Genomic DNA, 22,213 nt, shown 5'->3' with positions numbered 1-22,213 from the left:
CCAAATAATAAAGGGGCAAATGCCCCCTTAGCCAGATGATTATTTCATCTTGTTTTGTCTGTCATTTCGCCAGTTTACCCAACTATTGAACAGCAATGTCAGGGCCAGGATTGCGCCAACTACGCCCAGAGAAATGCCAACCGGGATATGGAAGAAGTCCACGATAAGCATCTTCACGCCGATGAATACCAGAATGACGGACAGCCCGTACTTCAGCATAGAGAAGCGTTCAGCAACACCTGCCAGCAGGAAATACATGGCGCGTAGCCCCAGAATGGCAAACAAGTTTGAGGTGAGCACAATAAATGGATCGGTAGTAACAGCAAAAATGGCCGGGATACTGTCAACAGCAAAAATCACATCACTGAGCTCTACCAGAATCAGCACCAGCAGCAACGGGGTGGCGAACAGCAGACCATTTTTACGTACCACAAAGTGTTCATTCTCAATAGTATCAGTCATACGTAAATGGCCTTTCAGCCAGCGCACCAGCGGTTTATTTTCCAGGCTACTGTCATCTTCTTTAGCAACAGCCATTTTAATCCCGGTGAACAGCAGAAATGCGCCAAACAGGTACAGCACCCAGGAGAACTGTGTAATAAGCCAGGTGCCGGTAAAAATCATGATAGTTCTCAGGACAATCGCCCCCAGAACACCATAAATAAGCACCCTGCGTTGTAATGCTGCCGGTACAGCAAAATAACTGAACAGCATCAGCCAGACAAAAACGTTATCCACCGCCAGTGCTTTTTCAATCAGGTAACCGGTCAGAAAAGCCAGTGCCTGGGTGTCGGCGATTGCACGGCCCTGTGTTTCGCTGAGATACCACCAGAAGGCGAGGTTGAAAAGCAGAGAAAGCGAAACCCAGATAACCGACCAGACGGCGGCTTGCTTCATTGACATGGCATGGGCACCACGGCGGCCCTGCAACAGCAGATCAATTGCCAGCATAATGGCAACAACAACAGCAAAACTGCCCCACAGCAAGGGAGTGCCAACACTATTCATGGAGATATTCCTTACAAAACAAAAACGGCCAGTGTCGGAAGACGCCAGCCGTATCGCTACATTGCGTGCACCTCGCCTTCCGGCAAGGTCTCACTTACAATGCGTTTTGGAACCCATGTTATGGAACCCATCCACATTGCCCGGTGACCGGAAGCTTGCGCTTCGTAATGACGACCAGCCGGCAATGAAGTTACTCCCCTTTGCGCGTAACAAAATATGTCAGCAGCCCGCGATAAACAAGGTGCCGGCACCAGTGATTTACCTAAATTTACGCAATAAGTGGTTCCCTGGTAGCGTCTGCCGGGAACACAACACCTGTTTGCTGGCGAATTTCTGTTTGCCAGCGTGCAATACCCAGGCTACAGGCCAGGTCAGGGTGCTCAACCAGGTTCTGTTCCACATAGTCGGCAAACACCAGAGCTTCATACAGCATAGTATTAATATGCTGGGGAACGGTGAGCGTTTGCGCTGAACCCCCACGCGGCAAAAAAGTAATCGCCTGGCATTCAGACAATTTCTCTATGATCAATGACCCTGATTCGCCCTGAATTTCACTGGGGAGTGATGAATCGCTCACCTTAGAATGCAGTAGCGTCACATCAAAATCACCATAGTTCATGATAACCGAACCATGGGCATCCACGCCGCTGGCGAGCAAACTGGCTTGCGCTTTTACCTCAAACGGCTCACCGAACAACGCGATGGCCGACCCCAGGCAGTAGAACCCAATATCCATAATGGATCCATTAGAAAATGCCGGGTTAAACGTATTGGGATTTTCACCATCCAGGTAGCGCTGGTAACGGGAAGAATACTGGCAATAATTGAGCAGCACTTTACGCAGCTTACCCACTTTAGGTAGTGCGTTTTGCAATACCTGAAAATTAGGCAGTGCTGGCGTTTTGAATGCTTCAAACAGCACAACCCTGTTTTCTCTGGCACAGGCAATGGCTGCCTGCGCTTCATCAAAATTGGATGCCAGTGGTTTCTCGCAAATAACATGTTTTTTGTGGCTGAGAAACAACTGGGTCTGGGAAAAGTGCAGGGCGTTTGGGCTGGCGATATAGACGGCGTCGATTTCAGCGTGGCAGGCCATCTGCTCCAGAGAGGTAAACAAATGGGATACCGGGTAATCGCGGGCAAAGGCTTCGGCCTGCTCAAGGGTACGTGAGTAAACGGCAACGAGTTGATATTTACCGCTTTCGTGGGCCGCATCAACAAACTGGCGAGTTATCCAGTTAGTTCCAACTACAGCGAAGCGTATCATAGACAGGCACTGTCTCCAGTAGGGGTTGTCATTTCAGGGTAGCACGTTTTTTTGTGGGTAAAACGCGTCAGGAAGTCGTTTTTTGTAGCGAAAGGTGCGTCAGCCATAAACGGGTATCGAACTCTAACTGGTGGTAATCGGGAGCCATATGGCAGCACAACTGGTAAAAGGCTTTGTTGTGCTCTTTCTCTTTTAGGTGGGCCAGTTCATGGACGACAATCATGCGTAAGAAAGCTTCCGGGGCCTCACGAAATAATGTCGCTACCCGAATCTCTGCTTTTGCCTTGAGTTTATTTCCCTGAACCCGGGAAATAGCGGTGTGCAGGCCCAGCGCGTGTTTGACCACATGAATCTTGTTATCCCACAATACCTTATTAATGGGCGGAGCACTGCGCAAATACTGGCTTTTCATCTCCTGAACATAAGACCACAGCGCTTTATCCGTCACAATTCCGTGGCGGGCCGGGTAGCGTTTTTCAATAAGCTTTCCAAGCTTCCCCTGTGCAATTAACGTTTCCACCTGCGCCAGCAATGATGCCGGGTAACCCTGTAAAAACGGGCGTGTAGTCATATTCTCTCCACGGGTCAGGAAAAAGGTTTACTCTGGGGCCAAATTAAGGGATAAAACGCGCAGATTTTAGCACTGTGGAGAACCAATGAGCCAGGTAGAGTTAGCCGGGCGCGTATTCGCGCTGGAACGTTTCCCTGTAACTGACGACATCAACCCGCTGCAGGCGTGGGATGCGGCAGATGAATATTTACTGCAACAGGTTAGCGGGGATATCGACGGGCCACTGGTCATTCTCAACGATAATTTCGGTGCATTAACCTGCGCTTTGGTTGAGCATCACCCGGTTTTTGCCAGTGATTCCTTACTTGCGCAAATTGCCACGGAACGTAACCTGCACAATAACGAGCTTGACGATAATGCGGTAACATTCCAGGACAGCCTTACTGGCCTGCCGGAAAAACCAGCGCTGGTGCTGATTAAGGTGCCCAAACAGTTAGCGTTACTGGCACATCAACTGGAGCAAATTCGCCAGGTTGCCACACCGCAAACGCGGATTATTGCTGCCGGTAAAGCAAAAGAAATCCATAACTCTACTCTCGCATTATTTGAGCGTATTCTCGGGCCAACCACAACGTCTCTTGCCTGGAAAAAAGCCCGCCTGATCCACTGCACTTTTACTGCGCCTGCATACCAGCCCGCCAGCCAGACTGAACACTGGTCTGTGCCGGAAACGGGCTGGATCATGCATAACCATGCCAATGTTTTTTCTCGTAGCTCACTGGATATTGGCGCGCGTTTCTTTATGCAGTACCTGCCTGAAAACCAGGAGGGCAGCCTGGTGGATTTAGGGTGTGGTAACGGTGTGATTGGCCTGTCTTTGTTGAGCAAAAACCCACAGGCTCAGGTGACATTTATTGATGAATCCGCAATGGCTGTGGCCTCCAGCCGCCTGAATGTCGAGGAAAACCTGCCCGGTGATGTGAATCGCTCTGTTTACCTGGTAAATAACTCGCTGGCGGGGCTGGAAGCGAATCAGTTCGATGCCGTACTGTGTAATCCACCGTTTCATCAACAGAATGCTATTACCGATAACATTGCCTGGCAGATGTTTAATGATGCCCGCCGTTGCCTGAAATATGGCGGCGAATTGCGCATTGTCGGCAACCGCCACCTGGATTATTACGCCAAACTCAAGCGTGTCTTTGGTAATTGCACAACGCTGGCAACCAACAAAAAATTTGTTGTATTGCGGGCGGTGAAAACCCGCAAACAATACTGATCACAGGCTCAGCGCGAGGCGGGTGCCTTGCGCTATGGCTCTGCGGGCATCAAGCTCGGTTGCCACATCACAGCCGCCAATCAGGTGAACTTGCTTACCCAATTCCTCTAATGGCCGGGATAATGCCCGCAGTGGCTCCTGGCCTGCACAAATAATCACATTATCCACTGCCAGGATTTGCTCTTCTTCCCTACAACGGATGTGCAGGCCAGCATCGTTAATACGCAGATATTGCACACCGGCCAGCATTTTTACACCGCGCTGGAGCAGGGTGGTCCTGTGGATCCAGCCGGTTGTTTTCCCCAAACCTTCACCGGGTTTGCTGTTTTTGCGTTGCAGCATAATGATTTCACGTGGGTTCTCTGGTGTATGAACCCCTCCAGGAATCAGTCCACCGGCATGCCGGAGTGAGGTATCGATGCCCCACTCCTGGCAAAAACGTGCCACATCAAGGCTGGTGGACGCGCCGTTCTGGCTTAAGTACATGGCGGTATCAAAGCCAATACCGCCGCAACCAATAATTGCCACACGCTTGCCAACGGCGTGCTTATCGCGCAGTACTTCAAGGTAGCTCAGCACACTGGGGTGATGAATGCCCTCGATGTCTGGCGTGCGCGGTACAACACCGGTTGCCAGAACAACCTCTTGCCATTCGGTTAACTGCTCTGGCACTACCCGCTCACCAAGGCGTACATCGACATGGTGCAGTTCCAGCATGCGCTGGTAGTAACGTAACGTCTCCCTGAACTCCTCTTTGCCGGGGATCTCTTTTGCAATATTGAACTGCCCGCCAATCGTACTGGCCTGGTCAAACAAGGTAACGTGGTGGCCTCGCATGGCGGCATTGACTGCAAAAGCCAGGCCTGCAGGGCCAGCACCGACTACCGCCAACCGGCGCTTTCCGGCTGCCGGGCGCAGGGGCAACTCGGTTTCATGGCAGGCCCGTGGGTTGACCAGGCAGGAGGTGATTTTTCCCATAAAGATTTGGTCCAGACAGGCCTGGTTGCAGGCTATACAAGTATTGATTTCGTCGCTACGCCCGCTTTCAGCTTTTGAAATGAACTCGGCATCGGCGAGGAATGGGCGAGCCATGGAAACCATATCTGCATCACCGTCACGTATAATTGCTTCCGCAACATCCGGATCGTTGATACGGTTAGTGGTTATCAGTGGAATGGCGACTTCGCCTTTGAGTTTGCGCGTCACCCAACTGAAAGCTGCGCGAGGAACCGATGTGGCAATCGTGGGAATACGTGCTTCATGCCAGCCAATGCCGGTGTTTATCAGCGTTGCGCCTGCCTGTTCAATGGCGCGTGCAAGCATGCAGGTTTCAGCAAAGGTGCTGCCACCTTCCACCAGATCGAGCATCGACAAACGGTAGATAATAATAAATTGCTCACCCGCCGCCTTGCGAACGGCAGACACGATTTCTGTTGCAAAACGCATGCGGCGTCGCCAGTCACCTCCCCATTCATCATCACGCTGATTAGTGCGTGCCGCGAGAAACTCGTTAATTAAATACCCTTCAGAACCCATGATTTCCACGCCGTCGTAGCCCGCTTTTTGTGCCAGCATGGCGCAGCGCGCAAAATCATCAATCAGTACCAGAATTTCTTCGTGGGTTAACGCATGAGGTTTGAAACGGTTAATGGGAGCCTGAATAGCAGAAGGGGCCACCGGGTGTGGCTGGTAACTATAGCGCCCGGTATGCAGGATTTGTAAGGCAATTTTCCCGCCTTGCTGGTGGACCGCATCAGTAATGACCTGGTGTGCCCGAAGATGCTGCGCTGTATCCAGTATCGCACCTTGTGCCATCGCAACTCCGGAAGGGCTGGGGGCAACACCGCCTGTCACAATCAGAGCTACGCCGTGCTTTGCCCGCTCAGCATAAAAAGCGGCCAGGCGCTCAGGGCCATTGGGGTGTTCTTCCAGCCCCGTATGCATGGACCCCATAAGTACCCGGTTTTTCAGAGTAGTGAAACCTAAATTAAGGGGGGATAGCAGCGATGGATAGCTCATCATTTTTTCCGTTTTTGTTATGTGGTCGGATGAGTTATTAATTTAGCTGGCAAATGCCTGATGGACAGTATCAGGTAAAACGATTGTGATGGGATTCAAATAACTGGCAGAAAAAGGAAGGTCCGGGCACATCATGTGTGTGCCCGGAGGCATATTACGCTGCGTCGTCTTCTGGCTCTTGTAACTCCGACAAGTGCTCCAGCGCTACTTTCGCGGCCTTGAGCACTTGTTCACACTGAGACAATTCCAGCGTCAGTGGCGGTTCAATACGAATGGTTTTCGCATTGTTAAGCGTACCGGCGACCAGAATGTGCTGGCGGAACATTTCACTGGCGAAGTTATAGCCAATATCGTTATGGGTAAACTCAATGGCCATCAACATCCCTTTACCACGGACCTCAGTGATGAGCTCCGGGTAATCTGCTGCCAGTGCCTGGAAGCCTTCCAGTAATAGCGCACCTTTTTCAGCAGACTGACGAGGCAGGTTTTCTTCCAGCAGCACATTAATGGTTGCTAACGCCGCGGCACAGGCCAACGGGTTGCCACCAAAAGTAGTGGTATGCAGGAAGGGGTTTTCAAACAGTACAGAGAACACTTCTTCCGTGGCAACGGTTGCCCCAATCGGCATCACCCCACCGCCAAGCGCTTTGGCAAGGCATAAAATATCAGGCTGCACATTTTCGTGCTCGCAGGCAAACATTTTACCTGTCCGGCCCATACCCGTTTGCACTTCATCCAGAATCATCAGGGCACCGAATTCATCACACAGCTTACGCACTGCGCTCAAATAACCTTCAGGTGGCAGAATAACGCCGCCTTCGCCTTGAACAGGCTCCAGAATCACGGCGGCAACATCGTCGCCGGTTTTCTGGCATTCGCTCAGTAAGGTACGCATGGCGTCAATGTCACCAAAGGGTACATGGCGGAAACCCGGTACTAATGGCATAAAGGGCTTACGGAAAGTGGATTTTGCTGTGGCGGACAACGCACCCAGTGACTTGCCATGGAAAGCGCCACTGGTTGCCACAAACGTATATTTACCTCGTTTCCCCTGATACGCTTTTGCCAGCTTCAGTGCGGCTTCAACGGATTCCGTTCCACTATTGGAGAAAAAGCTGTATTTGAGTTTTCCGGGGGTCAGTGCAGCAAGGGTTTTTGCCAGTAAGGCACGCAGGGGGTCAAGCAATTCCTGGCTGTGCAGTGGCTGTTTTGCGAGCTGTTGCTCAACGGCGGAAACAACGACTGGATTACGGTGCCCTACATTAAAGATTCCGAACCCACCAAGACAGTCAATAAATTCCTGTCCCTGGGTGTCGACAAGCGTATTCAAACTTCCCGCCTGCCATTCTACGGCCCCGTAATCCCCGCCGGCTGTAACTGATTTGCGATACTCCAGAAAACCGGGGTTTACATGCTCTTTAAAGTATTCTCTTACCTCTCGGTTAAGTGCTTTCATTTCCTCGTGATCGAGGGTGGTTTTTTCAATGATGTTCAGTGCGTGCGCTGAGCAAGCGAGTGCCGACGCGCTGGAAGGTAACCTGTTCAAAATGTGCTCCTTTGGTGCGGCGTATCACACGATACTGAATTAAGTATTGCAGGGTTTACGCCATATCGTCGGCAGTCGTGAAAATCACGATTTTGAACTGATAAACTTAGAAAGGATGGATTTTAATCGTTGTGCCTATGGTATTGCCTGGTGTTAATGCTGTGTTACAAACGGTATCTATAAAATAAAAAGTGGTAAAAAGCTTTTCTGGTGTGTTTTTTTCACCGTTATGGGGCGCTTTGCTCTGCTTTGGTGCGAAAACTGAGTAAAGTATGTAATTTGATGATTATCAATAAATTGTGTGATGGACATCTGTGGCTGAGAGTCATTAAGCTTCAGTTAGTATTAATTTTTGTAATGAATGTTATTTTATTACAAAGTCTCATCGAGAGAGGAAATAATTGGTGTATCTTTACGCTGTTTTTTGCCCAGGACCGGCATCGGTAAATTCAAGGAAAGCCCTATGCAGATGATTCTTAATATAGATAATGATTTAATTGTGTTAAATCAGGCGATAAAAAACCATTATGAGTGGGCGGGAAAACTGCTCGAACTGGCTTTGTTAGGTGGAAAAACCGATGAGGCCATTTTGCACCCGCTAGCTCACCAGCGTTGCCAGTTCAGCCAGTGGATCAACTGTAATCTGGAAGAAGGCCAGCCAGGTGCTGAGCTGGTATCACATATTTATTCTGCTCATGTGATTATGCATGACAGAGCGCGAGACTTAACGCAGGCAATAATTAATAAAGCTGTCAGCCCGATAATATTAACTAATTACCATCATGCCCAGCAATTGTTTATCAATAGTATCGATAAATATAAAGAATATTTGTTTGAAAGCCGTAACCATATGGACACGCTTACCGGCCTTCCATTGAGGCATTTACTTTACAGCAACTTCGCATTAATGCAGGCCCGAAATCAGCGAGCCGGAAAAAGAATATTTGTCTTATTAATGGATATCGACAGGTTTAAATCAATTAATGACTGCTGGGGGCATAATGCCGGTGATGAGGTGTTACGCCGGGTGGCAGATATTCTCTGCAGTGGAGCGCGGCGGCATGAACCTGTTTACCGTTTTGGTGGCGAAGAATTTATTATGCTTATTGAAGCATCATCGGGTAAAGAAGCCTGCCAGTGTGCAGCAAGGTTATGCCATCATATGGAAAGTAACCCTGTTGAACTGGGAGCAGAGTTACTGACGGTGACAGTGACAGGTGGCATCGTCGGCCTTAAAGAAGGCGAATCACTGCACGACGCCATCGGCCGTGCAGATAAAGCGATGTACCACGGGAAAAATACCGGGCGTAACCGCTGTATTTATATGTCAGAAACGGGGCAATTGATAACGCTTACCCACCAGGTTCCTGGTGAATCCCCTGGCTCAGATCCTGGCGTGAATACAAACGCTGAATTTTCCCACCATCCATAAAAGCGGCGCGGTCTGACATATGGGCGATAACGCCAGCGTCATGGCTGACCAGGACGTAAGTCATACCGTGTTCTGCTTTCAACCGGTTCAACAAATTGAGAATTTCTGCCTGAACCGACATATCCAGTGCTGAAGTAGGCTCATCAAGCAACAAAACACGCGGGCGCAACAGTAATGCTCTGGCAATTGCCACACGCTGGCGTTGACCACCGGATAACTGGTGCGGGTAACGGTCCAGTGCACTGGCAGGCAGGCCAACCTCTTCCAGCATGGCCGTAATTTGTTTACGGCTGACTTGCTCGCCATGAATAATCAATGGTTCAGACAGTGTGCGCCACAGCGTATGGTTTGGGTGAAGCGAGGCATACGGGTCCTGGAACACCATTTGGACATTACGTCGCAGATCACCGCGAAATACCTGCCCCGGCGCAAGCGTATTCCCCATTAATGAAACAGAACCCTGCCATTCACGTTGTAAACCCGCCAGAACACGCAAAATTGTCGACTTGCCACAGCCTGAAGCGCCAATCAAAGAAAAGGTTTCACCTTCTTCAATGGCAAACGTCGCACCTGACACAGCGGTTTTCACTCCGCCTTTTACCGGAAATACAACCTTAAGCTCGTTAACATTAATCATTGCCATGAGGAATTCCTTGCCAGATTTGGCTGCGATCCAGAGTAGGAAGCGGATGCCCCCAGCTTTCAGCGCTGGGGCGGCAAGTCCAGAGAGTCCGGGTGTAAGGATGAGTGGCATTGGGAAGTTCGGCCGCAGGCATAGTGTCTGTGAGGTGACCCTGAAACATCACCATCACCCGGTGGCAGTGTGCTGCAACCAGTGGTAAATCGTGGCTTATCAGTAGCATTCCCATTTTTCGTTGCTCACATTGCTCAACCAGCAGGGTGAGGATCTGATCCCGCATGCGGGCATCCAGCGCAGAAGTTGGTTCATCCGCGATAAGCACACGCGGCGAGTTCATCAGCGCAATGGCAATCATGACGCGCTGCCCCATCCCGCCCGACAATTCCGCCGGGTAGCGAGACAACACGGTTTGAGGCAAACCAACCGCATCAATGAGTGCTTTGATATGCTCCATGCGGGTTTTACGTGGCAATTTTTGATGCAGAGTCAGGGCTTCCTGCGTTTGCTGTAATACCGTTTGCACCGGATTGAGTGCGTAACGTGGGTCTTGCAATACCATGGCGACCTGGTTACCACGCAGGCGTTGCCAGGCGCGTGGGGAGAGGGTCAGTGCATCCTGGCCGAGCACTTGCAATGACCGGGCGCTGACCTGGCCTGGTTTACGCACCAGCCCCATCAGCGCTCTTGCCGTCATGGATTTCCCTGAGCCAGATTCTCCAACCAGCGCCAGCCGCTCCTGGCCGAGAGAAAATGACAGGGAACTGACCACCCGAGCTCCCGGATAATCTATATTCAGCCCGTCGACATGGATAAACTTGTCAGTCATGCTGTGGCTCCAGAACGTCACGTAAGCCATCGCCCAGTAAATTAAATGCCAGGCTGGCAAGAAGAATGATGGCCCCCGGGGCTGCGGCTATCCACCATTGGTCGAAAATCACCTGCATACCATCTGCTATCATGGCACCCCATTCAGCCATAGGCGGGCGGGCACCCAACCCCAAAAATCCCAGCCCGGCAGCAGCCAGAATGATCCCGGCCAGATCCAGAGCCAGGCGCACAATGGCGGAAGGCAGACACAAAGGTAAAATATGGCCTGCCAGCAGGCGTGTTCCCCGCACGCCCATCATCTCTGCGGCGGCAAGGTAATCACTGTTACGCAAGCGTTGTATTTCACTGCGGGCCTGGCGGGCATAGGCCGGCCAGGTGGTGAGCGCCAGAGCCAGTGCACCATTGACCAGGCCAGGCCCGAGCATGGCAACAAAAGCAAACGCCAGAATAAGGCGTGGCATGGACATAACGATATCGGTAATCCGCATCAGTACACGTTCCAGCCAGCCACCATAGTAGCCAGAAACAATACCGACTATCAGGCCAAGTGGCAGAGTGATAATACTGACAAGCATCACCAGACCAAGTGCCGGGCGGGCACCATACAGCAGGCGGGAAAGCATATCGCGCCCATAGCTGTCGGTACCCAGCCAGTGGTGTGAGTCAGGTGCGGCAAGGCGATCGGCGGCATTTTGCCAGTTTGGGTCTGTCGGTGCCAGCCAGGGTGCAAGGAGAGCAATAGCCACCAGTAGCACCACAACCACCAGCCCGGCAACCGCAGAAGGGGAGCGCAATAAACGGCGCCAGAATAGTGAGGCGGGCATCAGTGTGTCCTCGGGTCAGTGACGCGAACCAGCACGTCAGTCAGATTATTGATAAGGACAAAGCAAATCCCGATAACCAGCGTGCCACCCATAATGGCTTTGGTATCTCCGGCAAACAGGGCTGTAGTCAGGTAACGGCCAATACCTGGCCAGGAAAAGACAGTTTCGGTCAGAACCGCTCCTTCAAGCTGGCTGGTCCATACCAGGGCAAGAACGGTCAGCAGTGTACCGCGAATATTAGGGAGTACATGGCGCCACAGAATAGTCATTTCGCTGGCACCCTTTGCTCTGGCAAGGGTGATGTATTCTTTTCCCAGCTCACTTAAACAGGCCGCACGGGTCAGGCGGGTAATGCTTGCCAGTGCGTAATACCCTAACAGGCTGACGGGCAACACCAGGTGGCTCAGGGCATTGCGGAAGGCTTCCGGGTCACCTGAAAGCCAGGTATCAATTAACGCGAAGCCGGTACGTGGCTCAACGCTGTACTGGTAAATATCATCTAACCGGCCGGGGCCTGCGCTCCATTGGAGGCGGGCATAAAACAGTGACAACATCAGCAACCCCAGCCAAAAAATGGGCACGGAGTTGCCTAATAACGTGAGAGTGCGAATTACAGTGTCAAAAAAGGAGCCCGCATAGCGGGCACACAATACCCCGCACAGGATACCGACCACAGCGCCCACAATCAGCGACAGCGTAGCCAGTTCCAGCGTAGCCGGAAACGCCGAAAATAAATCCTGCAAAACAGGCTGCCCGGTGGCACTGGCGGTACCCAGATCCCCGTGAAGAAGATTCACAAAATAGTGCCAGAATTGCATGACCAAAGGTTGATCCAGACCTAACTGGTGACGCACTTGCTGGTAGGTTGAAGCACTGGCGTGATCGCCCACAATCTGTAGCACAGGGTCCACCGGGGAAAGGGCGGAAAGTGAAAAAGTAATAACCAGCAGGCCCAGTAAGGTCAAGACCAGTGTGAACCCGCTTTGTGCAAGGGTGACCAGCATCTGGCTCAGGCGTTTCGCGCCAGGAGAGAACGGTGTCGCTGACATGAAAAAAACTCTATTTGGGTAAGACAGAACCAGGGGAATAAACCGGCACAGGGTGTAATATTGCCCTGCGCCGCTAAAGAGACCGGTATTATTTGGTTACGCGGTCATAGTACACCATATCGGCGTTCAGCCCTTGTTGGTAGCCCTTCACGTTATCGCGTACCACCACCTGGGTTTTCCCCTGGTCAATAAATACATACGGTGAGTTGTGCTGTAACTTCTCCTGCATCTGTTGATACATAGACAGGCGTTTAGCGGGGTCGGCTTCAGCCACGGCGGCCAGTGTTTGCTTATTCATTTCAGGGTTCATCCAGCCATTCAACCCTGCGACAGTGCTGGATTTACCATCATTGTAAGCAAATGCGCTGGCATTTGAGTGCGCATCAAAATAATCCGGGATCCACAGACGAATGGCGGCCTGGTGTTGTTTGGCCCGCACCCGGGCATACACCTGGCTACCTGCGGCAGGCAGTAAATCTATTTTTACGCCACCCTGTGCAAAACTGGCCTGCATAGACTGGGCAATAGTGATGAATGGCGGTTTGTTTTCCACATCCAGCGTAAAGTGTGCGTCTTTAATTCCTGCTTTGCTTAAAATCGCTTTGGCTTTTTCAGGATCAAAGTGGAAAGGGTTACTTTCGATAGCACCCGGTAAGCCAACAGGCAGAAAGCTCTGGTGAATAAAATACTGGCCTTTCAGCAGATCCTGCGTAATGCCTTTATAATCAACCAGCCAGCGAGCAGCCTCCCAGAATGCCGGGTTCTTCAGGAGCGGATTAGCACTATTACCGGTGTTAAACACCAGGTAGTTCTGTTCAGCAGAAGGAATGCTCAGCACTTTTACGCCAGGTTTGCCTTGCAGCGCACTGGTCTGGTCTGCGCCCAGGTCACGGGCTATATCGGCATCCCCCTGCTGGATTAACAGGCGACGCGCGGCCGGGTCGGGCACATTCTTGATAATTATGTGAGCCATCCTGGCTTTATCGCCAGGCGAGGAAGCATTGGCATCCAGCACTATTGCCTGGTGGGGCTGGTAAACCCGCATGCTGTAGGGGCCACTTCCCGCCGAATGCATTTTCAGCCATGCATTACCGAAATCATTGTTTTTGGCATGAGAGGCCACTTGTTTCTCATCCACAATAGAAGCGATTGGCGTGGACAGAATATTTAAGGCAACCGCCGGGCTGACATCGGCAGTCCAGTGAATCTGTAATCGGTGGTCGTCAACCTTCTTGAATTGTTTGGCGATATTCTTCGGTGACCAGCCCAGAACATTAAGTATAAATGCGGGGGATTTATTCAGATTAATGGCCCGGGTATATGACCAAATAACATCTTCAGGGCGCACCGGGTTTCCGGAAGCAAATACTGCGCCGTTACGCAGTGTTATCGTCAGTGTTTTGCTGGCTGCATCAGTTGTCCAGCTTTCAGCCAGTACTGGAATAACTTTTTCCGGGTTATCCCGGTCAGCCTGTACCAGGCGTTGGTATAAAGAGGGAATGGTTTGAATGCTCGACAATTCGTTGGCTTCAGCCGGGTCAAGGCTAACCAGGTCATCAAGCCCCTGGGCAACAACCAGGGTATTGGGTGGTGTGGCAGCCTGAGCAGAAAAAATACTGGCAGAGAGCGCTGTCAGTAATACAGCAGGAAGGTATTTCTTGCGCATAATCATCCCAATTAACGTTTCGACATTATTGTTCACATAACGTTAGGGCTTTTAGTCCCGGAGATAAAGCCATATTGCGCAGGTAACCTATGAAAATAAGTAATATCCATATAGTCAAATGTCATCATGGCTATATAGTAACTTTATGAAATTATTGCTTTCATAAAATATCTGGCGGGTTATATACGTGGCAGACATGTCTGTGCGAATAACCTGATCTTATTAGTGGATAAATGCGATTGTGATCACACAATAAACCTAAAGATAAATTTTTTAGCGCCGAAATAACAATTCACTGGAATGTTTTTAACAAACAGGCAACTGTTTTTTCGGAGCTGTACATGACTTCTCGCCCTCCTGTTACCCAAACAGAAAAAAAACTGGAAAGCTCAGCAACACTGATGTCGACCACAGACCTCGCCAGCTATATCACTCATGCTAATGATGATTTTGTCCATATCAGTGGTTACAGTCTGGATGAACTCACTGGCAGCCCACATAATATTTTGCGCCACCCGGATATGCCAAAAGCCGCATTTGCCGATATGTGGGCCACGTTGCGCAGTGGCGAACCCTGGACTGGAATTGTGAAAAACCGGTGTAAAGATGGCGACCATTATTGGGTTCGCGCCAATGTCTGCCCAATGAAAAGAGAGGGCAAAGTGACTGGCTATATGTCGATAAGAGTGGCGGCGAATCGCGATGAAATCGCCGGTGCAGAATCGCTGTATAGCGCGCTTAATGAAGGGCGCAGTACAAAGCGGATTTTCAAAGGCCTGGTGCTGGGTAAAGGTTTGTCGGGAATATTGCCCCGCCTTTCACTCCGTCAGCGCATAGGCGGTGTGTTTGCTTTGTTGTGGGCCTTATTCGCAGTGCTGGCCGTCGTACAAGGTGAGCGGGGCATGATGTTGCTGGGCGAATTAGCGACGGCGGCGCTGGTTATGCTGGTTGGGATGGGCATGATGGTCTGGCAGGTAGCCCGGCCTGTAGAGGATGTGGCAACCCAGGCACTGGAGGTTGCCACCGGTGAGCGTCAGTCAATACGTCATATACACCGTGCAGATGAAATTGGCCGTACCTTACGGGCCATTGGTCAACTAGGGCTGATGTGCCGCTGGTTGATGAATGATGTCACCCAACAAATCAACACCGTGCGTCAGGGGAGTGAAGAGCTTGCAAAGAGCAACGAAGACCTGAACCATCGTACGCAGCAGTCGGTAGATAATGTCCAGGCTACGGTCACAACAATGAATCAGATGGCCGAGACTGTGCAGTCCAATTCGCAAACCGCTGAACAAGCTAACCAACTCTCTTCCGATGCCAGCCAGGTGGCACAAAGCGGTGGGCAGGCAATGAAAACGGTAGTCACCACTATGGATGATATTGCCAGCAGTACTCAGCAAATCGGTACCATCACCTCATTAATTAATGACATCGCTTTCCAGACCAATATTCTGGCACTGAATGCCGCCGTCGAAGCTGCGCGGGCGGGGGAGCAGGGAAAAGGATTTGCAGTTGTGGCGCAGGAAGTGCGCCATCTGGCACAACGCAGCGCGTCTGCAGCTAATGAAATTCGCCAGTTAATTGAAGAAAGTGCCAGGAAAGTTGAATCGGGCTCTGTACAGGTTCACCAGGCAGGGCAAACCATTCAGGACATTGTGGACCGGGTACAAAATGTCACACAACTGATTACCCGCATCAGCAAGGCGACCCGTGAACAGGCTTCCGGGCTATCCGGGTTGACCGAAGTGGTGGCGGCGCTGGATGGGATCACTTCCAGTAACGCGCAACTGGTGGAAAGCAATGCACAAATTGCCGACATGGTGAAATACCGGGCGGAACGTCTTCAGGATGCAGTTGGCGTGCTTTCTCAGGCGGGGTAATCACTACTCTGGCTGAGATTGACGGAGGGCCAGGTTCTGCGCAACCTGGCTGCTTAACCGCCAGTGTACCTGGTGAATGGCTACATGGTGGCTTATTCAAACTGTGCGTTTTCTATCAATAACATGATGTTATTTAGCGTAATACAGGCTGTTGGTGCAACGCACTCACTGTGATAGTGCGTTTGCGCAACCTTGCTATAAGTTTCGGTTATTTGTTGCGGTCGTTAACGATTTGTAAGCATAAGATAATGATATTGTTTCATTGTTTTATGAGTTATTTCCCGATTTTTCACCATTTGGTACATATTTTGCTCGATGTTTCCTGTCATTTATTTAACAGGGACATCAACATGCTGAAATTATCTTTTCCGGGCCGTAAAAGTAAGTTCGCACTGGCGCTGGGTTCTCTGGCGCTTTTGAGTAGTTCACTGGTAAATGCGTCAACGCTGCGTATTGCTATGACTGCAGCGGATATTCCCCTGACTCTGGGCCAGCCAGATCAGGGCTATGAAGGTAACCGTTTCACCGGGATCCCTTTGTACGATTCACTGGTTGAGTGGGATCTTTCACAAGGCGAAAAACCCAGTGGTTTGGTGCCAGGGCTTGCCACCGAATGGCATGTTGACCCGGATGATCACACGCGCTGGATCTTCACTTTGCGCCACGATGCCACCTTCCATGATGGTACGCCAGTCAATGCCGATGCCATTGTCTGGAACGTTAACAAAGTTCTGGATAAAACCGCTGTACAATACGCACCAGGGCAGATTGGCAATACCTTATCGCGTATGCCAACACTGCGCGGAGCCACGAAAATTGATGATTACACCGTTGCCCTGACCACATCAGAACCGGATGCGCTCCTGCCTTATAACCTCACGAATCTGTTTATTGTTTCGCCCACGGCCTGGCAGAAAATTTTTGCGGCTATCCCGGCTTCAGATGGCGATGACGCCACACGCAGCAAAACGGCGTGGACGGAGTTCGCAGCACATGCTGTAGGAAGCGGCCCGTTTGAACTGGAAAAGTTAGTTCCCCGCCAGCAGTTGATCCTGAAAAAGAACCCTAATTACTGGAATAAAGCACGTATTCCGAAAGTGGACAAAGTGGTGCTGATCCCACTGCCGGAAGCTAATGCGCGCACTGCTGCATTGCTCTCAAAACAAGTGGACTGGATAGAAGCGCCAGCGCCGGACGCGCTCGATCAAATAAAAGCCCAGGGCTACAAGATCTACGCCAATATTCAGCCTCATGTCTGGCCCTGGCAGTTCTCATTCCTGAAAGGGTCGCCCTGGCTGGATATCCGGGTGCGTAAGGCGGCTAACCTGTGTATCAACCGTGCAGAGCTGAAAAATTACCTTGGCGGCTACATGGAGGCGGCCACCGGCGTGTATGAACCCGGTAACCCCTGGCATGGCAACCCCACCTTCAAAATTAAATATGATCCCGATACCGCACGTAAGTTGATGGAAGAAGCCGGTTACAGCGCCAGCAAACCACTGCATGTGACTGTGGCGACCTCGGCATCCGGCTCCGGGCAGATGCAGCCGTTACCCATGAACGAATACATCCAACAAAGCCTGAAAAGTTGCTATTTCAACGTGGATATCAAGGTCCAGGAATGGAATACCTTGTTTACCAACTGGCGTTTGGGGGCAAAAGATCCGGCAGCCAAAGGTATTGATGCGATCAACGTCAGTGCCGCCGCGCTCGATCCCTACTTTGGCATGATCCGTTTCTCAACGGCGAAAGCCTTCCCACCGGTTGCCACTAACTGGGGTTATTTCGCCACACCTGAAACTGAAAAACTGGCAACGGCGGTGAAAAATGCCTTCAGCACGGATGAGATGAACAAAGCCGCTGCTGCATTGCACACCGAGCTGGTGGACCAGGTTCCGTTCCTGTTTGTTGCCCATGATGTTGGTCCCCGGGCAATTTCACCTGCTGTCACTGGGGTGGTACAGCCGCAAAGCTGGTTTATCGATCTCGCGCTGGTGAGCAAAAAAGAGTAACTGAGAACTCAGGAGGGAAGCATGTTTCGGTCTGTCTTTTACCGAGTATTGCTGGCGGTTCCCACCATGCTGGGGGTAGCGATTATCTGTTTCCTGTTGGTACAGATAGCCCCCGGCGACCCGCTGGTTTCCGTTATGCCGCCAGATGCTTCAGAAGCACTACGCCGCAGTCTGATGCAGGCTTATGGCTTCGATAAACCGCTACCGGTTCAGTTTGTCCACTGGCTGTGGCGGGCATTGCATGGCGATTTGGGTATGTCGGTCGCCACCGGGCGGCCGGTATTCAGCGAGGTAATGACGGCGGTGACCTATTCGCTGCGCCTGGCTGTGCTGGCAACACTGGTGGGTTTTTTGCTGGGAAGCCTGTTCGGGTTTGTTGCCGGTTATTACCGCAACAGCCTGGTGGACCGCCTGGCATCGGTGTTATCGGTGTTTGGCGTGAGTGTGCCGCACTACTGGCTGGGTATGCTGCTGGTCATTATTTTCAGCGTAAAACTGTCGGTGCTACCTGCTACAGGCGGCGGGCCGATAGGCGAAGTGGGCTGGGCGTGGAACTGGGAGCATATGCAATTTATGTTGCTCCCGGCCATTACGTTATCTGTCATTCCCACAGGTATTATTGCCCGTACCGTGCGTTCTCAGGTCGCAGACTTATTGAGCCAGGAATTTATTACCGGGTTACGGGCCAGAGGGCTGAGTGAAGCGAGTATTTTTGGCCATGTGGTGAAAAATGCCGCGCCAACCGCCCTGGCGGTGATGGGGCTGCAGGTGGGTTACCTGATGGGCGGTTCAATCCTGGTTGAGACGGTATTTTCCTGGCCGGGTACGGGGATGTTGCTCAACACGGCAATTTTCCAGCGAGACTTGCCGCTGTTACAGGGAACTATCTGGGTTCTGGCACTGTTTTTTGTGCTGCTGAATTTGCTGGTAGACATGCTCCAGTCTGCGCTTGATCCGCGAATTAAAAGGAGCTGAGGATGGTTGATTCTGTGACACCAAAAGCACCTGATACATTGCCTGTTGTTCCGGCTTCAGATAGCTACTGGTCTGGCGTCGCACTGAGGCTGGCAAAAGACCCCGGCGGCATGTTTGTCGCTGCCATCATTATCGCTCTGCTGTTTTTAGCCGTGGCTGGCCCCTGGCTGATAACCAAAGACCCCTACCAGACATCCATGTTTTTGCGCCTCAAACCCATTGGGACTGATGGTTTCCCCCTGGGTTCTGATGAACTGGGGCGCGACATGCTGTCGCGGTTGATTCTGGGCACGCGTTTATCGCTATTTATGGGGATTATGCCGGTAATCCTGGCGTTTTTTATCGGCGGGACGATAGGTATCGTGGCCGGGTACGCCGGAGGCTGGGTAAACAGTGCGATTATGCGCACTGTGGATGTGTTTTATGCCTTTCCTTCTGTTCTGCTGGCCATTGCGTTATCTGGCGCGTTGGGGGCCGGGATCGGGAATGCGTTGTTATCCCTGACTCTGGTGTTTGTGCCCCAGGTTGCCCGTATCGCTGAAAGTGTTACCGCTCAAGTGCGCAATATGGATTATATCGATGCGGCCAGAGCCACGGGAGCGAGTGCCTTTACCATTATTCGCGTTCAGGTGCTGGGCAATGTTCTCGGGCCGGTATTTGTGTTCTCTACCGGGTTAATTTCTGTCTGCATGATTCTGGCTTCCGGCCTCTCTTTTCTGGGGCTTGGAGTACGGCCACCTGAACCCGAATGGGGGCTGATGCTCAACACGTTGCGCACGGCTATTTATACCCAACCCTGGGTGGCGGCTTTACCAGGCATGATGATTTTCATCACGTCTATCTCCTTCAATATTCTTGCTGATCGCCTGCGCGCAGCCATGGCCATTAAGGAGTAACGGATGCAACCTTTTCATAATCAGGATATTGGCGGGCCTGCGCAGCCTTTGTTACGTGTTTCCGGGCTGGTGAAGTATTTCCCGGTGCGTAGCGCACAAGGGCGGGTACAGGTTCAGGCTGTAGATAACGTTAATTTTGAAGTAAAAAAAGGGGAAACTCTGGGTGTGGTGGGGGAGTCCGGTTGCGGCAAATCCACCACGGCACGGTTATTAATGCAGTTACTCACCCAGGATAAAGGCGAACTGGTATTTGACGGGCAGAGTGTTGGCTCTGCTGCGCTGTCCATGAAAGCTTACCGCCGCCAGGTACAGATGGTGTTTCAGGACAGTTACGCTTCGCTCAACCCCCGTATGACTATGGAAGAGAGCATTGCGTTTGGGCAGCGGGTACATGGTGTTTCTGCTCGTGAAGCTCGTGAGTACGCCCACTATTTGCTGGCGCATGTTGGGCTGGATCCGGCTCGCTTTGCCGGGCGTTATCCCCATGAGTTATCTGGTGGCCAGCGCCAGCGTGTGAACATTGCCCGTGCTCTTGCCATGAAACCCCGCATGGTGATTCTGGATGAAGCTGTGTCCGCGCTGGATAAATCAGTGGAAGCTCAGGTGCTGACACTATTGCAGGATTTAAAACGCACCCTGGATTTGACCTATGTGTTTATCAGCCATGACTTACATGTTGTTCGCTGGCTATCTGACCGTATTCTGGTGATGTACCTGGGCGAGGTGGTGGAAGTGGGGCCTGCTGAAGCTCTGTTTACCGGTGCGGCGCACCCTTATACCCAGGCGCTGCTGAGCTCTATGCCATCGATGGACCCAAATCACAGAACCCTGGCTTCACCTTTGTCGGGGGATCCCCCCAGCCCCATTTCACCGCCGACGGGTTGCCGGTTTCATACCCGTTGCCCGCAGGCGAAACCGGTTTGCCAACAAGTGAAACCTCAGTTGAGTGCAGTGAGTGAAGGGCATCAGGCCGCCTGCCTGATGGCTCAGCCTGGTTCACCCTGGTACGTCGAAACTCCGGTTCGGGAGGTGTACAGTGCCGCATGATGCTTTTGTTGAAGTGAATGACTTACATGTCACCTTTACCCGCGGCGGGCAGATCATTCAGGCCGTAAATGGTGTCTCTTTTGATGTGCAAAAGGGCGAGGTGATGGCGCTGATTGGTGAGTCTGGCTCGGGAAAAAGCGTTACCTTACGCGCACTGATGCGCCTGCATCCACCAGACAGCACACGCATAACCGGCAAGATTCATGTTGGGGGGGAAGATGTTTTGGCTATGTCTTCGGCGGCACTGCGCCAGTTTCGTGGTGCCCAAACCGCGATGATTTTCCAGGAGCCTCTGTTGGCCTTCGACCCGGTGTATACCGTGGGGCAGCAAATTATTGAGGGGCTGCGCCGCCACGAAGGGTTGTCACGCGCAGAGGCCAGGAAAAGGGCGCTGTCTGCTTTGCAGCAGGTGAAGATCCCCAGCCCGGAAAGCCGCCTTGATGCCTGGCCCCATGAGATGTCTGGCGGTATGCGCCAGCGCGCCATGATTGCACTGGCTCTGTCCTGTAACCCAGACCTGTTACTGGCAGATGAACCAACTACGGCACTGGATGCCACGGTACAGATTCAGATCCTGATTTTGTTGCGCGAGCTGCAAAAGGCGAAAGGGCTGTCGATTATTTTTGTCACCCATGACATGGGCGCGGCAGTAGAAATTGCTGACCGTGTTGCCGTGATGTATGCCGGGCACATTGTTGAGGAAGCATCGCTGGCGGAAATCCTCGCACATCCCCGACACCCGTATACCCAGGTGTTGCTTGGCAGCCGCCCACGCGCTGGCCTGAAAAAAGGCGATGCATTGTATTGCATCCCTGGCGCTCCACCTGATTTAGCGCATTTACCTGAAGGGTGCGCATTCGCCAGCCGTTGTCCTCATGCCAGTGCCACCTGTTCGCAAACGGTGCCGGAAACTGAATATGTCGCGCAACGCCATCGGGTCAGTTGCCACCGCTGGCGCTCACTGGAGCAAGAGGCCGTAACAGAAGCAGCAACCCAGTTGGCCTGAACCTGACGAACAAGGCGATGACGACATGTTGGGAAAAGTATCCGTGTTTTTATGCCTTACCCGTTTTCCCGGTTAAAGCAGTACCTGTTGGTACGTTTGCAGGGTTAACTTTTGCGCTCAACAGCCTGCGAAGTCTGTTGCCCTTTATTGATGCAGCCTGTTCTGTCTGGGATGGGGTGCACCAAATTAGTGCCTGATTGCCTGATTGCCTGATATTGATGGTGCGTATATCGTCTTGCGGGTTATTGAGGGGTAGGGCACCTGGCTGGCGCAGGAGGGAGCAGTTGCTTGTGAAGAGCTGTTCCCTGGCTCTTATATAGCTGCC

At 51.8% G+C, this 22,213-nt stretch carries 19 protein-coding genes; 9 read left to right on the top strand and 10 right to left on the bottom strand.

The features are described from left to right. Positions 1 to 39: 39 nt before the first annotated feature. The 3 genes from A9B99_RS19615 to A9B99_RS19605 all read right to left on the bottom strand — a co-directional run bounded on the left by A9B99_RS19615 (position 40) and on the right by A9B99_RS19605 (position 2,846). Entirely contained in the window at positions 40 to 1,008 is a 969-nt protein-coding gene (locus A9B99_RS19615; protein ID WP_064600512.1) for a TerC family protein, read from the bottom strand. A gap of 268 nt (positions 1,009 to 1,276) precedes the next feature. Further along, entirely contained in the window at positions 1,277 to 2,275 is a 999-nt protein-coding gene (locus A9B99_RS19610) for a Gfo/Idh/MocA family protein (RefSeq protein WP_064600510.1), read from the bottom strand. A 67-nt stretch (positions 2,276 to 2,342) separates the two neighbouring features. After that, on the bottom strand, positions 2,343 to 2,846 hold the full coding sequence (locus A9B99_RS19605; protein ID WP_064600508.1) for a M48 metallopeptidase family protein: 504 nt from the start codon (positions 2,844 to 2,846) through the stop codon (positions 2,343 to 2,345). A gap of 85 nt (positions 2,847 to 2,931) precedes the next feature. On the opposite strand from A9B99_RS19605, the gene rlmG reads away from it, so the two are divergent. After that, positions 2,932 to 4,065: a 23S rRNA (guanine(1835)-N(2))-methyltransferase RlmG gene (rlmG, locus tag A9B99_RS19600; protein WP_064600506.1), complete on the top strand. Its 1,134-nt coding sequence runs from the start codon at positions 2,932 to 2,934 to the stop codon at positions 4,063 to 4,065. Here rlmG and A9B99_RS19595 read toward each other — a convergent pair whose 3' ends face one another. Together A9B99_RS19595 and ygjG are read right to left on the bottom strand one after the other, a co-directional pair. Continuing rightward, positions 4,066 to 6,087 carry an NADPH-dependent 2,4-dienoyl-CoA reductase gene (locus A9B99_RS19595; RefSeq protein ID WP_064600504.1) on the bottom strand — a complete coding sequence of 674 codons (2,022 nt, stop codon included), beginning with the start codon at positions 6,085 to 6,087 and terminating at the stop codon, positions 4,066 to 4,068. A 151-nt stretch (positions 6,088 to 6,238) separates the two neighbouring features. Continuing rightward, positions 6,239 to 7,630, bottom strand: coding sequence for a putrescine aminotransferase (gene ygjG / locus A9B99_RS19590; RefSeq protein ID WP_064600502.1), 1,392 nt, complete (start codon positions 7,628 to 7,630; stop codon positions 6,239 to 6,241). Between the two features lie 463 nt (positions 7,631 to 8,093). Here ygjG and A9B99_RS19585 point away from each other — a divergent pair, with 463 nt between their 5' ends. Next, positions 8,094 to 9,062, top strand: a complete 969-nt coding sequence (locus A9B99_RS19585) for a diguanylate cyclase (protein ID WP_064600500.1) — start codon at positions 8,094 to 8,096, stop codon at positions 9,060 to 9,062. Here A9B99_RS19585 and A9B99_RS19580 read toward each other — a convergent pair. The 5 genes from A9B99_RS19580 to A9B99_RS19560 form a co-directional block, all read right to left on the bottom strand. Beyond that, positions 8,983 to 9,705 (bottom strand): ABC transporter ATP-binding protein, encoded by a 723-nt coding sequence (locus A9B99_RS19580; protein ID WP_064600498.1) that lies wholly within the window; start codon positions 9,703 to 9,705, stop codon positions 8,983 to 8,985. The two genes, A9B99_RS19585 and A9B99_RS19580, sit on opposite strands and share 80 nt — an antisense overlap. Continuing rightward, a complete protein-coding gene (locus A9B99_RS19575) occupies positions 9,692 to 10,528 on the bottom strand; it encodes an ABC transporter ATP-binding protein (RefSeq protein ID WP_064600496.1) in 837 nt (278 codons plus the stop codon). Before A9B99_RS19575 ends, A9B99_RS19580 begins: the two co-directional genes overlap by 14 nt. Continuing rightward, on the bottom strand, positions 10,521 to 11,354 hold the full coding sequence (locus A9B99_RS19570; protein WP_064600494.1) for an ABC transporter permease: 834 nt from the start codon (positions 11,352 to 11,354) through the stop codon (positions 10,521 to 10,523). Before A9B99_RS19570 ends, A9B99_RS19575 begins: the two co-directional genes overlap by 8 nt. After that, on the bottom strand, positions 11,354 to 12,358 hold the full coding sequence (locus A9B99_RS19565) for an ABC transporter permease (RefSeq protein WP_064600737.1): 1,005 nt from the start codon (positions 12,356 to 12,358) through the stop codon (positions 11,354 to 11,356). The genes A9B99_RS19570 and A9B99_RS19565 overlap by 1 nt, the downstream gene beginning before the upstream one ends. Positions 12,359 to 12,491: 133 nt before the next feature. Next, positions 12,492 to 14,069 (bottom strand): ABC transporter substrate-binding protein, encoded by a 1,578-nt coding sequence (locus A9B99_RS19560; RefSeq protein ID WP_064600734.1) that lies wholly within the window; start codon positions 14,067 to 14,069, stop codon positions 12,492 to 12,494. A gap of 341 nt (positions 14,070 to 14,410) precedes the next feature. Between A9B99_RS19560 and A9B99_RS19555 the strand changes: the two genes are divergently transcribed. The 7 genes from A9B99_RS19555 (at position 14,411) to A9B99_RS24065 (ending at position 22,085) form a co-directional block, all read left to right on the top strand. Then, positions 14,411 to 15,952 carry a methyl-accepting chemotaxis protein gene (locus A9B99_RS19555; protein WP_064600492.1) on the top strand — a complete coding sequence of 514 codons (1,542 nt, stop codon included), beginning with the start codon at positions 14,411 to 14,413 and terminating at the stop codon, positions 15,950 to 15,952. Positions 15,953 to 16,302: 350 nt separating this feature from the next. Next, the gene (locus A9B99_RS19550) at positions 16,303 to 17,964 is read left to right on the top strand and encodes an ABC transporter substrate-binding protein (protein WP_064600490.1); all 1,662 of its coding nucleotides are present in this window, start codon (positions 16,303 to 16,305) and stop codon (positions 17,962 to 17,964) included. Positions 17,965 to 17,985: 21 nt separating this feature from the next. Next, positions 17,986 to 18,939 (top strand): ABC transporter permease, encoded by a 954-nt coding sequence (locus A9B99_RS19545; RefSeq protein ID WP_064600488.1) that lies wholly within the window; start codon positions 17,986 to 17,988, stop codon positions 18,937 to 18,939. 2 nt (positions 18,940 to 18,941) lie between these two features. Then, positions 18,942 to 19,835: an ABC transporter permease gene (locus tag A9B99_RS19540; RefSeq protein ID WP_064600486.1), complete on the top strand. Its 894-nt coding sequence runs from the start codon at positions 18,942 to 18,944 to the stop codon at positions 19,833 to 19,835. Between the two features lie 3 nt (positions 19,836 to 19,838). After that, positions 19,839 to 20,882, top strand: coding sequence for an ABC transporter ATP-binding protein (locus A9B99_RS19535; RefSeq protein ID WP_064600484.1), 1,044 nt, complete (start codon positions 19,839 to 19,841; stop codon positions 20,880 to 20,882). Continuing rightward, the gene (locus tag A9B99_RS19530) at positions 20,872 to 21,888 is read left to right on the top strand and encodes an ABC transporter ATP-binding protein (RefSeq protein WP_064600483.1); all 1,017 of its coding nucleotides are present in this window, start codon (positions 20,872 to 20,874) and stop codon (positions 21,886 to 21,888) included. Before A9B99_RS19535 ends, A9B99_RS19530 begins: the two co-directional genes overlap by 11 nt. 17 nt (positions 21,889 to 21,905) lie before the next feature. Continuing rightward, positions 21,906 to 22,085 (top strand): hypothetical protein, encoded by a 180-nt coding sequence (locus A9B99_RS24065; protein ID WP_064600482.1) that lies wholly within the window; start codon positions 21,906 to 21,908, stop codon positions 22,083 to 22,085. Positions 22,086 to 22,213 lie beyond the last annotated feature (128 nt).

Origin of the sequence: Mangrovibacter phragmitis (assembly GCF_001655675.1) — a bacterium.
GTDB classification, from domain to species: Bacteria; Pseudomonadota; Gammaproteobacteria; order Enterobacterales; family Enterobacteriaceae; genus Mangrovibacter; species Mangrovibacter phragmitis.
The sequence above is the reverse complement of the archived record's forward strand: the minus strand, read 5'-3'. Positions and strand labels throughout refer to the sequence as shown.